This window comes from Serratia bockelmannii, assembly GCF_051803255.1.
Taxonomy (GTDB): Bacteria; Pseudomonadota; Gammaproteobacteria; order Enterobacterales; family Enterobacteriaceae; genus Serratia; species Serratia bockelmannii.
In genome coordinates this window covers 2,100,135-2,113,936 of sequence record NZ_CP196512.1, presented here as the reverse complement: position 1 = coordinate 2,113,936, position 13,802 = coordinate 2,100,135, and the positions used below count along the sequence as shown (strand labels likewise).

Sequence of the window (13,802 nt, the reverse complement as noted above, 5' to 3'; positions counted from 1 at the left end):
CTCGCTGCGTGCCGGAACAGTAAACCGCTGAACGGACACCCGCGTCCACGCAGGGTGGTACGCTGGCGAACCAAACAACGAGGTGCGCAAAAATAAAGCTCGAAATGAATAATTTCTCCGCGTGATAGCGCAGCATTTGAACGACGTCTGTCATGGCGCAGACGCATAGTGAGGGCGTTACCGCCTCTGGAGAGTGTTATGACCGCGATGAAACCGGACGCCATCGACCGCGTCCTTCCCGCCGCTACGCCCTGGCTAGCCGTCATCAACGTGCTGTTCGCCGGCATCGCTGCGGCGCTGCACGTAGGTAAGGCCACCATCGCGCTACCGGCGCTGCAGGCCGAATTCGGCCGTTCGCTCGAAACGCTGAGCTGGGTCATCTCGGCCTTTCCTTTCGTCGGGGTGTTCGGCGGCATCGCCGCCGGGCTGCTGGTGCGCCGCTGGGGCGATCGGCGCCTGCTGGCGGCGGGGTTACTGATCGTCAGCGCCGCCAGCTTTACCGGCGCCACGCTGCACGACTTCAACGGATTGATCGTCAGCCGCTTTGTCGAAGGCCTCGGCTTCGTGATCGTGGTGGTCGCCTCGCCGGCGGTGCTGAACCGCATCGTCGCCCCGGCGCAGCGCAGCCTGGTGTTCGGCATCTGGAGCACCTTCATGCCGGCAGGCATCGCCATTTCATTGTTTTTCGGCCCCCATCTCGCCGGCTGGCAACAGAGTTGGCAGGCCGGTGCGGCGTTGACGCTGCTGGCCGCCCTGCTGCTGCCGCTGACCACGCCCCGACGCGCCGCCAAGACGCACGTTCCGCCGTTGCAGCTGCGGCATGCGCTGGGCGCGATGCTGCGGGCACGCCAACCGCTGTTGCTGGCGCTGATGTTCACCACTTACAACCTGCAGTTTTTCTCGGTGATGACCTTTCTGCCGATCTTCCTGATGCAGCGCATCGGCCTGTCGCTGGCGGCCGCCGGCGGCATCAGCGCAGCGGCGGTGGCGGCGAACATCATCGGCAACCTCGCCGCCGGGTTCTTGCTGTCGCGCGGTCTGCGGGCCGGTAGCCTGCTCGCGGCCACCAGCCTGGTCATCGGCATCTTCGGCATCGGCATTTTCCTGCCGATGACGCCCAACGGCCTGCTGATCCCACTGTGTTTCCTGTTCTGCGCCATCGCTGGCATGCTGCCCGCCACCATTCTGGCCGCCACGCCGGCGGCGACGCCGGAGCCCACGCTGTTGCCGCTGAGCCTGGGGCTGGTGATGCAAGGGAACTATCTCGGCCAGGTGATCGGCCCGGTCGCGCTGAGCGCCATCGTGGCCGCAGCCGGTTGGGTGGCGCCGGCGTGGCTGGTGCTGGCGGCGGCCCTGTTAGGGGCGCTGTTAGCGCTGGCTTTTCTCAGCAGGCGGCATAATGCAGGGTGATAAGCAGAAAAGTCGTTCTGTTTGTTATAAGCGGTGCTGAATTTTCCCTGGTGCAGGTGCCTGCCTATCGCGAAGGATAAGGCCAATGATGATCGAGACCCGACAATGACAATGCGCCAGTGGCCGCGAAATACACCAGCAGGCCGGCAAAGGCGATCAGTAGCGTTTTCTCGATGACACCGAGTCGTTTGTGTTCAGTCATTTGCATACTCCTTCGTGATATCGGACGAAAGGCCGCCCTCCTAAAAACTAGGAAAGCCTGGCGCAGGCGGCAAGCGCGGCTCACAAAATGAAACACAATCGATAAATTTTGTTAATTATTTAGCCCTCTTTCTTTTCTCGCGCCGCCGCCTGTTCACCCTGCAGCGCCCGCCTTTCCCTTAGTAACCCTATGGTATACGCCGTTAAAAATCCCCTACCGGTTAAGCAAAGGTGATGATAGTGTTGTTTTCATTCAGTTCATCTATGCTGAAAATTCATCTTTTGAGGGACGACTATGATGTCTAAAGGCATTTCCAAGGGATTCTTTATTCTGATCCTGTTCATCGTTACCGCCGCCTTTCTCGACGTGCTGGGGCCTTATTACTCCTCAGTGCTGTGGGCGGTTATTCTGGCGGTGATTTTCCATCCGGTGAAAAAGAAGTTGAAGCAGTACGTCGGCGAACGCAACGGCGTAGTGTCGCTGCTGACGGTGGCGCTGATCTGTCTGATCGTGTTCACGCCGTTGGCGATCATCGCCTCATCGCTGGCGATGGAATTCAACGTGATCTACACCAAGCTGCAAACCAACAACAGCCAATTGCCGACCATGCTGGCGGACTTTATGCGTCACCTGCCCGGCTGGGCGCAGCGCTTCCTGGCGGAGCATAACCTCAACAGCGCCGCCGAGATCCAAAAGCAGCTTTCCGACGTGGCGCTCAAGGGCGGGCAATATCTGGCGGGCAGCGTCTTCCTGATCGGCAAAGGCACCTTCAACTTCGTCGTCGGCTTCGGCGTGATGCTCTACCTGCTGTTCTTCCTGCTGAAAGACGGCCCCTATCTGGTGAACCTGGCGCTCGAAGCGCTGCCGCTCTCCCAGCACGTGAAGCACCACCTGTTCGTGAAGTTCGCCGCCGTCTCCCGCGCCACCGTCAAGGGCACGGTGGTGGTCGCCGTGGTGCAAGGTGCGCTCGGCGGGCTGGCATTTTACTTTACCGGCATCGACGGCAGCCTGCTGTGGGGCGCGCTGATGGCGTTCCTGTCGATCATCCCGGCCGTGGGCTCCGCCATCATCTGGGTACCGGCGGTGATCTACTTCTTCGCCACCGGCATGCTGTGGAAAGCCATTTTCCTGGTGGTATTCTTCGTGGTGGTGATCGGCCTGGTGGACAACATTCTGCGCCCACTGCTGGTAGGCAAAGACACCAAAATGCCGGACTACCTGATCCTGATCTCCACCCTGGGCGGCATGGAGATTTACGGCATCAACGGCTTCGTCATCGGGCCCTTGATCGCCGCGCTGTTCATCGCCTGCTGGAACATCCTGTCCGGCCGCGACAGCGAGGAGAACATCGAAGAGATCGACGAAGAATTCATCGAGGAAGGCAAAAATCATCCCGACGCGGCGGCGGAGTAACCCTCTCGCAGCGAATCACACAGGGGCCCAATTGGGCCCCTTTTTTTGTCTGTGGTATCCTTGCCGCGCTTACAAGGAAGAACGGGTTTCGTTATGCTTATTTTTTACGCCACGCTGGCTATCGCCTTCACTCTGCTGTGCCTGTTAGCCTTTATCTATTGCGCCTATCAGCTGTCAAAGCACGGCGACGTCAAGTTTTTGGCCTCGCTTTCCGTGCTGCTCTTCGCGCTGCTGGCCTTCTATGCCGCTTATGGTTACGTCAGCACCTGGCTGCAACAGCAGGCGGTCGATGTCCGGCTGTATTAGCGCTGCGGGATGAAAAAGACCTGCTCCGGGTCGCCGTCATCGAGATTGTCAATTTGGCCGCTGGCGACAAACCCGGCGTTCAACAGCAGCCGCTGCATCGGCAGGTTGGAACGATTGGTGGAGGTGAACAGCTTCGGATGTCGGCAATGGGATTTCAACGCCGCAATCAGCGCCTGCCCGACGCCCCGGCGGCGATAGCGCTCGCCGACCATCAGCATCTCGACAAAGCCGCAGCCGAAGAAGTGATAGTGCAGCACACCGTAGCCCATCACCACGCCCCGTTCTTCGGCAAGATAGCAGACACTCTGTGCGCACCAGGTGCGGATCTGCGCCGTGCGCTGCGGCTCGTCTTCGGCGACGCTGTCGAGGGCGATCAGGGCTGCGGCATCGGTTTCAGTGGCAAGACGAACAAACATGTTTACCCCTTCATTCTGATGGGTGACGGCGACACCGCTTCAACGAAACGGCAACCGAAGCGGGATAACTTTTACATCCCCGCCGAATTTTGTAATCCTATTATAGAGTTACTAAAACACACGCCAAGGAAGGAAAGCTTTTCCCGATGAGAATACCGCAAATCTCCGCCGCCCTGCTGTTTACCCTGCTGCTGGCGGGCTGCCAGTTCCACAAAACCGTGTTCCCGCCGCCGTATATCGGCACCCCGCAAGAGATCAGCACCTACGAAGTGAAAGGGCTGACATTCGTCACCACCGTCACCTTCAGCGGCCTGTTCGCCGAAGATCTGGTGCGCGAATACGCACAGAAACATCACTATCGCTACTATGTGGTAACGATGCGCAGCAACGGTTTTAAAGATCGGGCCGAGCGCGTGAGCGCGATGATGTATCGGTAATACCAAACAAGTAGCCGGCGCGTTAAACCCAATGATAAAGTGATTTGCGACAAAGAGCTTGCCCGCACCTTAGCCGTAACCTTGTCATCTGCGCGCCAAGACGGGAAATTATCGCTCGTTCTCTCAGGGTAACATTACGATACGCTGCAACGCAGAAAAGGAACCGTTATGCCTTTACTCCCTGCCGTGCACATCGAAACCGAACGGTTGATATTACGTCCTCACAACCTGGCCGATTTCGATGCCTGGTATGCCATGTTTACAGATAAGGAACTGTTCAAATTTATCAGCGCCCCCAATCTTTCACCTGAAGACGGTTGGAATAGACTACTGCGCTATATTGGCCACTGGTCGGTTTTCGGCTATGGGCTGTTCGCCATATTTCGCAAAGTGGACGGACAGTTCCTGGGCGAGACCGGGTTGGCGGATTTTCATCGGGGTCTGGGCAATGACTTCGATGGGAGCCCTGAAGCCGCATGGATTATTGCCCGGGAGGCCCAAGGTCAGGGAGTCGCGCAAGAAGCGGCTGCCGCAGCGCATCAATGGATTGACAGCACGTTATCACCCGCTCAAACAGTTTGCCTTATCGGTGAAAACAATCGGCCTTCCGTTAAAATAGCTCAACATCTGGGTTACCAAATATTTGGCCAATGCGAATACAAAGGCGCATCTTGCTTAAAACTAAGACGGACAATAAAGACTTAAATCTAAATCCACCAGCCGCACAGGCTGGTGGAAGTCACGTGAACACCTAAATTTTTTACTAAAAGATCCCGCTGCAAAACACTGCGTTATACCAACCCCTTATTTCATCTAGCTGCTTAAGGACGCAGTTGCAACGTGATAATTTGGAACGCATTATGGGCCTCTGCCGTCGGCGGCTTAGGGAAGCGCGAATCGGCAATTGCCTTCATGGCGGCGCGGCAAAGATCCGGATCGCCTCCTTCAGTTCGAACACCGATTGGCATACCGTCCGGCGCCAGCGTGATACGCAATGTGCAACGCTTGCCCGAGTAGGCTTCGGCATCTTTCAAATGGCTTTGAATCACGGCCTGCAACTGGGCGATATAGCGTTCTTTCTCTTTTCCCGGTGCCGGCGCCTTTGGGTCGCCAAGATTGGCGAAAAGATCGTCAACCTTTTTATTTTCCGGATTGCTTTGGCTGGGGGCAGTACTCTTGGCACACCCCGTTAATGCCAGTGCGAACATTCCCGCCAATAATATGGCGGCGCCGGTTTTGTAGCCTGAATGCGTAATTTTCATATCCCTGTCCTTATGGATGATTATCAGCCAAATCAACGTGGTATTTGACAAGACCCCCGGTCAATACTTATACAGAATTCACGTAAAACCGCCAATGACATCAAGCTCTGGCGCGCGGAAAATCGTGAGTAGATGATGATATGAAACTCTAACCCCATCGGCGGGCCGTACGCCTGAAGGCCATGACTTATCGACACCCCTCGAATGGGCAATCACTCCATCAATAAATTAAGAAATTCTTAATTTTTTATCGCATTAAAAGCACTTTTAACGCTAGCAATCTGGAGATTCTGCCTATACTTACTTTCCTGCCATTAAATTCATTTAAGTAACCAGGATGGTAAGTATGAAAAGTAAACGACTCTTTGCCGCGCTTCTTACTGCGACCACGGTGATGTTCATGGCGGGCTGCGCTTCCAATCAGGCGATTAAAACAACGGATGGCAAGACTATTGTCACCGACGGCAAGCCTCAAGTCGATAAAGATACCGGGTTAGTCTCCTACCGAAATGCAGAAACGGGCAAAACGGAACAGATCAATCGAGACCAGATTGCAAACATGAGTGAGTTGGATAACTAAAAGGAGCTTCAAATGAAAAAAGCGCTTGTTCTTCCCGCGATCGCCCTGGTTGCTATCGCCACACTGTCAGGCTGCACACGCACCAGCTACGCTATTCATACCCACGATGGCCGAACGCTCATCAGTGACGGTAAACCGAAAGAAACCTCTGCCGGTTTGCTCGGTTATACCGATGCCAATGGCGTTAAACAGCAAATCAACAAGACGGAAGTCAAAGAGGTTTCAGAGATCCCTCATTAAGGTTCCGATAATCTTAGCCCGCTAAAACCTAGGGAGCCCATGGCTCCCTCCCAACTCAAACACCAACCGTGCCTGCCCGCGTTTAATGAGAACGTCGATAACCACCTGACATTTCAGCAGACAACGTTCTCAGGTTTGCCATACGGATCTCCCCTTTCCCGGCGTCGAACGGCTATAATCCAAGAAGTGGAGTTATTTGATAACGATAAGGAGGGAGTATGTACAAAACTATTTTGGTTCCCGTGGATATTACCGAGCCGGAATTAACACAGCAGGTCATCCCGCATGTCAATGCGCTCGCCAGGCTCGAAGACTCCCACGTCCATTTCCTGGCGGTGATCCCGTCTCGCGCCACCTACGCGGCCTTCGGCTTTGCCGCCACCGCGGCGGTGGAAACCAAAGATGAAACTATTGCGGTAGCGACCGAGGGGCTGGCAAAAGCGGCGAAACAATTCAGCGTTCCCGAGGATAGAGTGACCACCCATGTGGCCGTCGGCGATCCCAAAGATCAGATCCTGGAACTCGCTGATGCGCTTAACGCGGAGATTATTGTGATGGGTTCCAACCGCCCTTCTGCAATGACTTACCTCCTCGGCTCGAATGCCACCGCCGTCGTCCGCCACGCCAATTGCCCGGTGCTGGTCGTGCGTGAATCGGCTAACGCCGCTCGCTGAGCCTGTCCGATACCTCACTCATATTTGAACCATAAAAAACGGGAGCCCTAAGGCTCCCGCTCTCATTCAAGCGCTGAACACACTTACATGTGTTTAACGATAGCGTCGCCAAACTCTGAACATTTCAGCAGTTTAGCGCCTTCCATCAGGCGTTCGAAGTCGTAGGTCACGGTCTTGGCAGCGATTGCGCCTTCCATGCCTTTAACAATCAGGTCAGCCGCTTCGAACCAGCCCATGTGGCGCAACATCATCTCTGCGGACAGGATGATGGAGCCTGGGTTCACTTTGTCCTGGCCGGCGTACTTCGGTGCGGTGCCGTGAGTCGCTTCGAACAGCGCGCAGTCGGAGCCGATGTTGGCGCCCGGCGCGATACCGATGCCGCCAACCTGGGCCGCCAGGGCGTCGGAGATGTAGTCGCCGTTCAGGTTCATACAGGCGATCACGTCGTATTCCGCCGGGCGCAGCAGGATTTGCTGCAGGAAGGCGTCGGCGATCACGTCTTTAACCACGATCTCTTTGCCGGTGTTCGGGTTCTTGATCTTCAGCCATGGGCCGCCGTCGATCAGCTCGCCGCCGAACTCTTCGCGCGCCAGCTCATAGCCCCAATCCTTGAAGGCACCTTCGGTGAACTTCATGATGTTGCCTTTGTGAACCAGGGTCACGGAGTCGCGGTCGTTGGTGATGGCGTATTCGATCGCCGCACGCACCAGACGCTTGGTCCCTTCTTCGGAGCATGGCTTCACGCCGATACCGCACTGCTCTGGGAAGCGGATTTTCTTCACGCCCATTTCGTCGCGCAGGAATTTGATCACTTTGTCCGCTTCGGCGGAGCCGGCTTTCCACTCGATGCCGGCGTAGATGTCTTCGGCGTTTTCGCGGAAGATCACCATGTCGGTCAGCTCAGGCTGTTTCACCGGGCTTGGAGTGCCCTGGTAGTAACGCACCGGGCGCAGGCACACGTACAGGTCCAGCTGCTGGCGCAGGGCCACGTTCAGAGAACGGATGCCGCCGCCGACCGGGGTGGTCAGGGGGCCTTTGATGGCGACGCGGTAGTCGCGGATCAGGTCCAGAGTTTCGTCCGGCAGCCACACGTCTTTACCGTAAACGTGGGTAGATTTTTCGCCGGTGTAGATTTCCATCCAGGAGATTTTACGTTCGCCGTGGTAAGCCTTTTTAACGGCCGCATCAACCACGTGGATCATGGCAGGAGTCACGTCAACGCCAATGCCGTCGCCTTCGATGAACGGGATGATCGGGTTATGAGGAACAACCAGTTTACCCTGGGCGTCAACCGTGATTTTTTTACCTTCTGCCGGAACAACTACTTTGCTTTCCATCAACCTCTCCTTCAAGCGCAATTTTGTTAATGCTTTGTAAGATGCGTGTAGATACTACTTGAATATTCGGTCCGCGCCAATCCGAAACGGATTCGGTTATAATGCGCTTATCATCCGTAATCTCAACTGTTATGAAAAAATTCTCTGTTAGAAATCACAACGTTAAACGATTCAGCAAGCCGAATGCCGCCAAACCCGCCGCGCCGAAGGGGCCGCGTCGAATTGTGTTATTCAACAAGCCCTTCGACGTGCTGCCGCAGTTCACCGATGAAGCCGGCCGCGCCACGCTGAAAGAGTACATCCCCTTCCCCGACGTTTACGCCGCCGGGCGTCTGGATCGCGATAGCGAAGGGCTGCTGGTGCTGACCAACGACGGACAGCTGCAGGCGCAGCTCACCCAGCCGGGCAAGCGCACCGGCAAAATCTATTATGTGCAGGTCGAGGGCGCGCCGCAGGAGAGCGATCTGGCGCCATTGCGCAGCGGCGTCACGCTGAAAGACGGCCCGACGCTACCCGCCGGTGTTGAGTTGGTGGCCGAGCCTCAGTGGCTATGGCCGCGCAACCCGCCGATCCGCGAGCGTAAATCCATCCCCACCAGTTGGCTGAAAATCACCCTATTCGAAGGGCGAAACCGCCAGGTGCGTCGCATGACGGCGCATATCGGGTTCCCTACCCTGCGCCTGATTCGCTACAGTATGGGTAATCTTTCGCTGGGTTCACTGCAGCCTGGTGAATGGAAAAGCATCGATTCCCTGTAGACCGATAACTGATGGAGGCGCCATGAAATCCACGCCGATCGCGCTGCTGCTCGCCGCTCTGGCGGCCCCGTTCGCGGCCCAGGCCGCCAGCTTCGACTGCGCCAAGGCAGCAAACCGCGATGAGCAAGCCATCTGCGCCAACCGCACGCTGAACGATTTGGATGTGCAAATGGCCACCAAGTACCAATTCCTGCGCGGCCTGTTCGCCATGGGCGCGCGTGGCGCGATGCAGGACAGCCAGCAGGCCTGGCTGGCAAAACGCCAGCGGTGCGGCGGCGATACCGCCTGCCTGCTGCAAAGTTATCGCACCCGCATCGCCGAGCTGGACGACATCTACCGGCGCATCGACAAACCGCTGTAAGGAGACCGCATGTTCAAACCGCACGTCACTGTGGCCTGCGTGGTACACGCCGCCGGCAAATTTTTGGTGGTCGAAGAGACCATCAACGGCAAAGCGCTGTGGAACCAGCCGGCCGGCCACCTGGAGGCCGACGAGACGCTGGTGCAGGCCGCCGAGCGCGAGCTGTGGGAAGAGACCGGTATCCGCGCCACGCCGCAGGCGTTCCTGCGCCTGCACCAGTGGATAGCGCCGGATCGCACGCCGTTTCTGCGTTTTTGCTTCGTTATCGAGCTGGAACAGCCGCTGCCGACCGAGCCGCACGACAGCGACATCGATCGCTGCCTGTGGCTGAGCGCCGACGAGATTTTGCAGGCGCCCAACCTGCGTTCCGCGCTGGTGGCGGAGAGCATTCGCAGCTACCAGCAGCCGGAGCGCTATCCGCTGTCGCTGGTCGGCAGCTTCGCCTGGCCGTTTTAAGGGCGCCGAGCAGCACAAGATGACCAGTGCGCCGGCGCGGCCAACGTGGTAAAATCCTGCGCTTGTTTTTATCAGCACGGTTCGTGTTCAAGTTCGTGAGATCCCCATGTCAGACAACAGCCAGAAAAAAGTAATCGTCGGTATGTCCGGCGGCGTCGACTCCTCCGTTACCGCCTATCTGTTACAGCAACAGGGCTATCAGGTCGCTGGGCTGTTCATGAAAAACTGGGAAGAAGACGACGACGAAGAGTACTGCTCCGCCGCGACCGATCTGGCCGACGCGCAAGCGGTCTGCGACAAGCTGGGCATCGAACTGCACACGGTGAACTTCGCGGCGGAATACTGGGACAACGTGTTTGAGCTGTTCCTGGAAGAGTACAAGGCCGGCCGCACGCCGAACCCGGACATCCTGTGCAATAAAGAGATCAAATTCAAAGCCTTCCTGGAGTTTGCCGCCGAAGATCTGGGGGCCGATTTTATCGCCACCGGCCACTACGTGCGTCGCCAGGACGTGGATGGCAAGAGCCGCCTGCTACGCGGCGTCGACGGCAACAAAGATCAGAGCTACTTCCTCTATACCCTGAGCCACGAGCAGGTGGCGCAAAGCCTGTTCCCGGTCGGGGAGTTGGAGAAGCCGGAGGTGCGCCGCATCGCCGAGCAACTGGAGCTGGTCACCGCCAAGAAGAAAGACTCCACCGGTATCTGCTTTATCGGCGAACGTAAATTCCGCGACTTCCTCGGCCGCTACCTGCCGGCGCAGCCGGGCCCGATCGTCAGCGTCGACGGCCAGACCGTCGGCGAACACCAGGGCCTGATGTATCACACCCTGGGCCAGCGCAAAGGGCTGGGCATCGGCGGTATGAAAGACAGCAGCGAAGATCCGTGGTACGTGGTGGATAAAGACGTGGCCAACAACGTGCTGGTGGTCGCGCAGGGGCACGATCACCCGCGTCTGATGTCCGTCGGCCTTATCGCGCAGCAGCTGCACTGGGTTGATCGTCTGCCGCTGACCGGCCCGTTCCGCTGTACGGTGAAGACCCGCTATCGCCAGCAGGACATCCCTTGCACCGTGACCCCACTCGACGGCGAGCGCATCGAAGTGCGTTTCGACGAGCCGGTCTCCGCCGTCACCCCCGGCCAGTCGGCGGTGTTCTATCAGGGCGAAATCTGCCTCGGCGGCGGCATTATCGAACAGCGCCTGGCATAATTCGTCTGTCGCAATAAATATCCTCCGGCATAGCCGGAGGTTTTTCATATGCGCCTATAAGGCTCTCTTGCCAGCTGCGCCCTAACAGGCGCATCGCGATCTGACATTTGCTTCTATCGGTTACTTCCGACCCGTAAACGGGCTACCTGGATAGGGGATCGACAACTGCTCACCCATCTTATCCTCTTCCAGTTGGTGCTTTATGTATTCTTGTATCTTGGCTGTATTTTTACCCACCGTATCAACGTAATACCCTCGACACCAAAACTCCCTGTTACGGTATTTGAACTTCAAATCCCCAAACTGCTCATAAAGCATCAGGCTGCTCTTGCCCTTCAGATACCCCATAAACCCCGATACACTCATCTTGGGGGGAATTTCCAGAAGCATATGGATGTGATCCACACAACATTCCGCCTCCAGAATATTCACGCTTTTCCATTCACAAAGCTTTCTTAAGATACTGCCAATTGCTCTGCGCTTTTCCCCGTAGAACACCTGTCTTCGGTACTTCGGCGCAAATACTATGTGATATTTACAGTTCCAGCGCGTGTGCGCTAAGCTCTTTTCGTCCCTCATAGGGACCCCCTTTTGATTTCTTGTTGAACGTTCGCAGTTGCCAGACCGCAAACTGTTTTAACAAATCAAAAGGGGTCTTTATAACTGGCTCAAAGCTGAAAGCTTTACGGAACCCCCAGCCTAGCTGGGGGTTTTTGCATACAAGAAAAACGCTGCGTTTACCGCAGCGTTTTTTTTTATTCAAAATTCCACCTGTGCCCCCAGTTCAATCACCCGATTCGGCGGGATTTCGAACAGATCCGGCGCCCTCAGCGCGTTGCGCTGCAACAGCTGAAATACCTTGCCACGCACGCGCAGATACCAGGGGCGCTTGCCCAATACCAGCGTATCGCGCGACATGAAGAACGAGGTCTCGTTCATGGTGAAGCTCATCCCCTCCAGCCCGCAGCGATAAAGGATGTCCGTCACGTTGGGCGTCTCGCGCCAGCCGTAGCTTGCCACCACCCGCCAAAAGCTCGCCGACAGCTGTTCAATCGCCACCCGCTGCACGTTGTGCACGTACGGCATGTCGGTGGTGACGATGGTCAGCAGCACCACACGCTCATGCAACACCTTGTTGTGCTTCAGGTTGTGCAACAATACCAGCGGCACCGCATGCGGTGTGCGCTCCATAAACACCGCGGTGCCCGGCACCCGCTTCGGCGGCGCTTTCTCCAGCGACTCGATCAGCGCGCTCAGCCCTTCCTGATTGTCGCGCAACCGGCGGATCAGGCGCGAACGCTCGGTCTTCCAGGTCAGCATGATCAGCAGAATCGTCAGCCCAAGCGCCACCGGCAGCCAACCGCCGGTCGCCAGCTTGATCAGGTTGGCACCGAACAGCGGTACGTCGATGCACAGCATGACCAGCAGCATCAGCCCGCCCAACGCGCGCGGCCAGCCCCAGTTTTTCACCGCCACAATGCTCAGCAAAATCGACGACAGCAGCATGGTGCCGGTCACCACGATGCCGTAAGCCGACGCCAGGTTGCTGGAGTGTTTGAAACTGATAATCACGATCAGCACCGCTGCGAACAGCAGCCAGTTCACCACCGGAATGTAAATCTGCCCGGATTCCTGATCGGAGGTATAGATGATACGCATCGGCGGCAGGTAGCCCAGCCGCACCGCCTGGCGCGTCAGCGAGAACACGCCGGAGATCACCGCCTGCGAGGCGATCACCGTCGCCAGCGTGGCAATCACCAGCAGCGGGAGCAGCGCCCAGGTCGGCGCCAGCAGGAAAAACGGGTTGTTGATCGCCGCCGGATTGGCCAGCAACAGCGCTCCCTGGCCGAAGTAGTTCAACACCAGCGCCGGCGCCACCAGCGTAAACCACGCCAGACGAATCGGCTTTTTACCGAAGTGGCCCATATCGGCGTACAGCGCTTCGGCACCGGTGACCGACAGCACCACCATGCCCAGCGCAAAGAATGACACCGCCTTGTATTCGAGGAAGAAATTCACCGCCCAGTAAGGGTTCAGCGCCCGCAGCACGCCGGGGTGATGCAGAATGCCGCCGATGCCCAGCAGCGCGAGTGTCAGGAACCAGATAACCATCGCCGGGGCGAACAATTTGCCGACGCTGCCGGTACCGCGCTTTTGGATCGCGAACAACGCGGTTAGCACCAGCAGCGACAGCGGCACGATAAAGCTGTCCAGCTCGGGGGCGATAATCTGCAGCCCCTCGATGGCCGAGAGCACCGAAATGGCCGGAGTGATCACCCCGTCGCCGTAAAAGAAGCTGCCGCCCACCAGCCCGATCAGCACCGCCGCCGGTACCCAGCGTGCATCCAGCTTGCGGATCGCCAGCGACATCAGTGTCAGAATGCCTCCCTCGCCGTCGTTGTCGGCACGCATCACAAAACAAATGTACTTAATTGACACCACCAGCGTCAGCAGCCAGAAAATCAGCGACAAAAAGCCGTAAATCGAGGCCGGCGTCAGGGTGATGCCCTCCTCCGCCGTCAGGCATTCGCGCAAGGTATACAGCGGGCTGGTACCGATATCGCCGTACACCACGCCGATGGCCGCCAGCGTTACCGCCGGCAGTGGCTGCTTGTTTTTTACGTGCATATAGAGGTCTTTATTTAAGGGTTCACGTTGGCAGTATAGATGCAGCCACCGCACTTTATTTGTCGCCGCAACAATAAGTTCGCACCGCCGCGCCGGCGATTTTCGCCGCCTATTT

Annotated in this window: 18 protein-coding genes; 12 read left to right on the top strand and 6 right to left on the bottom strand. The window is 57.3% G+C overall.

What is annotated here, in order from left to right; translation table 11 throughout:
• The first annotated feature begins 198 nt into the window (after nucleotides 1-198).
• The gene (locus ACSJLU_RS10175; RefSeq protein WP_342096754.1) at nucleotides 199-1,410 is read left to right on the top strand and encodes an MFS transporter; all 1,212 of its coding nucleotides are present in this window, start codon (nucleotides 199-201) and stop codon (nucleotides 1,408-1,410) included.
• Nucleotides 1,411-1,474: 64 nt separating this feature from the next.
• Here the strand turns inward: ACSJLU_RS10175 and ACSJLU_RS10170 are convergent, their stop codons facing one another.
• Nucleotides 1,475-1,612: a hypothetical protein gene (locus ACSJLU_RS10170; protein WP_162837928.1), complete on the bottom strand. Its 138-nt coding sequence runs from the start codon at nucleotides 1,610-1,612 to the stop codon at nucleotides 1,475-1,477.
• Between the two features lie 294 nt (nucleotides 1,613-1,906).
• Here ACSJLU_RS10170 and ACSJLU_RS10165 point away from each other — a divergent pair, with 294 nt between their 5' ends.
• Both ACSJLU_RS10165 and ACSJLU_RS10160 read left to right on the top strand, forming a co-directional pair.
• Entirely contained in the window at nucleotides 1,907-3,025 is a 1,119-nt protein-coding gene (locus tag ACSJLU_RS10165) for an AI-2E family transporter (protein ID WP_025302537.1), read from the top strand.
• Between the two features lie 93 nt (nucleotides 3,026-3,118).
• Entirely contained in the window at nucleotides 3,119-3,331 is a 213-nt protein-coding gene (locus ACSJLU_RS10160; RefSeq protein WP_025302536.1) for a hypothetical protein, read from the top strand.
• On the opposite strand, the gene ACSJLU_RS10155 is transcribed toward ACSJLU_RS10160, so the two are convergent.
• A complete protein-coding gene (locus ACSJLU_RS10155; RefSeq protein ID WP_164099523.1) occupies nucleotides 3,328-3,747 on the bottom strand; it encodes a GNAT family N-acetyltransferase in 420 nt (139 codons plus the stop codon). The two genes, ACSJLU_RS10160 and ACSJLU_RS10155, sit on opposite strands and share 4 nt — an antisense overlap.
• 146 nt (nucleotides 3,748-3,893) lie before the next feature.
• Here ACSJLU_RS10155 and ACSJLU_RS10150 point away from each other — a divergent pair, with 146 nt between their 5' ends.
• Together ACSJLU_RS10150 and ACSJLU_RS10145 are read left to right on the top strand one after the other, a co-directional pair.
• Nucleotides 3,894-4,184 carry a hypothetical protein gene (locus ACSJLU_RS10150; RefSeq protein ID WP_025302534.1) on the top strand — a complete coding sequence of 97 codons (291 nt, stop codon included), beginning with the start codon at nucleotides 3,894-3,896 and terminating at the stop codon, nucleotides 4,182-4,184.
• 168 nt (nucleotides 4,185-4,352) lie between these two features.
• The gene (locus ACSJLU_RS10145) at nucleotides 4,353-4,889 is read left to right on the top strand and encodes a GNAT family N-acetyltransferase (protein ID WP_025302533.1); all 537 of its coding nucleotides are present in this window, start codon (nucleotides 4,353-4,355) and stop codon (nucleotides 4,887-4,889) included.
• Nucleotides 4,890-5,005: 116 nt separating this feature from the next.
• Here the strand turns inward: ACSJLU_RS10145 and tolA are convergent, their stop codons facing one another.
• Nucleotides 5,006-5,446 carry a cell envelope integrity protein TolA gene (tolA, locus tag ACSJLU_RS10140; protein ID WP_043141467.1) on the bottom strand — a complete coding sequence of 147 codons (441 nt, stop codon included), beginning with the start codon at nucleotides 5,444-5,446 and terminating at the stop codon, nucleotides 5,006-5,008.
• 346 nt (nucleotides 5,447-5,792) lie between these two features.
• On the opposite strand from tolA, the gene ACSJLU_RS10135 reads away from it, so the two are divergent.
• The 3 genes from ACSJLU_RS10135 to uspF all read left to right on the top strand — a co-directional run bounded on the left by ACSJLU_RS10135 (nucleotide 5,793) and on the right by uspF (nucleotide 6,940).
• A complete protein-coding gene (locus ACSJLU_RS10135) occupies nucleotides 5,793-6,026 on the top strand; it encodes a YgdI/YgdR family lipoprotein (RefSeq protein WP_019454814.1) in 234 nt (77 codons plus the stop codon).
• Between the two features lie 12 nt (nucleotides 6,027-6,038).
• A complete protein-coding gene (locus ACSJLU_RS10130; protein ID WP_025302531.1) occupies nucleotides 6,039-6,266 on the top strand; it encodes a YgdI/YgdR family lipoprotein in 228 nt (75 codons plus the stop codon).
• 218 nt (nucleotides 6,267-6,484) lie between these two features.
• Nucleotides 6,485-6,940 carry a universal stress protein UspF gene (uspF, locus tag ACSJLU_RS10125; RefSeq protein ID WP_149570187.1) on the top strand — a complete coding sequence of 152 codons (456 nt, stop codon included), beginning with the start codon at nucleotides 6,485-6,487 and terminating at the stop codon, nucleotides 6,938-6,940.
• 83 nt (nucleotides 6,941-7,023) lie between these two features.
• On the opposite strand, the gene icd is transcribed toward uspF, so the two are convergent.
• Nucleotides 7,024-8,277: an NADP-dependent isocitrate dehydrogenase gene (gene icd / locus ACSJLU_RS10120; RefSeq protein WP_015377612.1), complete on the bottom strand. Its 1,254-nt coding sequence runs from the start codon at nucleotides 8,275-8,277 to the stop codon at nucleotides 7,024-7,026.
• A 131-nt stretch (nucleotides 8,278-8,408) separates the two neighbouring features.
• Between icd and rluE the strand changes: the two genes are divergently transcribed.
• From rluE to mnmA, 4 genes are all read left to right on the top strand, one after another.
• Entirely contained in the window at nucleotides 8,409-9,035 is a 627-nt protein-coding gene (gene rluE, locus ACSJLU_RS10115; protein WP_043141474.1) for a 23S rRNA pseudouridine(2457) synthase RluE, read from the top strand.
• Nucleotides 9,036-9,057: 22 nt separating this feature from the next.
• Complete coding sequence (locus ACSJLU_RS10110; RefSeq protein WP_025302527.1) at nucleotides 9,058-9,396, top strand: lysozyme inhibitor LprI family protein; 339 nt, start codon at nucleotides 9,058-9,060, stop codon at nucleotides 9,394-9,396.
• 9 nt (nucleotides 9,397-9,405) lie between these two features.
• Nucleotides 9,406-9,852, top strand: a complete 447-nt coding sequence (locus ACSJLU_RS10105; RefSeq protein ID WP_025302526.1) for an NUDIX hydrolase — start codon at nucleotides 9,406-9,408, stop codon at nucleotides 9,850-9,852.
• A 106-nt stretch (nucleotides 9,853-9,958) separates the two neighbouring features.
• Nucleotides 9,959-11,059: a tRNA 2-thiouridine(34) synthase MnmA gene (mnmA, locus tag ACSJLU_RS10100; protein WP_049204195.1), complete on the top strand. Its 1,101-nt coding sequence runs from the start codon at nucleotides 9,959-9,961 to the stop codon at nucleotides 11,057-11,059.
• Nucleotides 11,060-11,179: 120 nt separating this feature from the next.
• Here the strand turns inward: mnmA and tnpA are convergent, their stop codons facing one another.
• Together tnpA and kup are read right to left on the bottom strand one after the other, a co-directional pair.
• The gene (tnpA, locus tag ACSJLU_RS10095) at nucleotides 11,180-11,638 is read right to left on the bottom strand and encodes an IS200/IS605-like element IS1541B family transposase (protein ID WP_141997679.1); all 459 of its coding nucleotides are present in this window, start codon (nucleotides 11,636-11,638) and stop codon (nucleotides 11,180-11,182) included.
• A gap of 180 nt (nucleotides 11,639-11,818) precedes the next feature.
• Entirely contained in the window at nucleotides 11,819-13,687 is a 1,869-nt protein-coding gene (gene kup / locus ACSJLU_RS10090; RefSeq protein ID WP_025302524.1) for a low affinity potassium transporter Kup, read from the bottom strand.
• Nucleotides 13,688-13,802 lie beyond the last annotated feature (115 nt).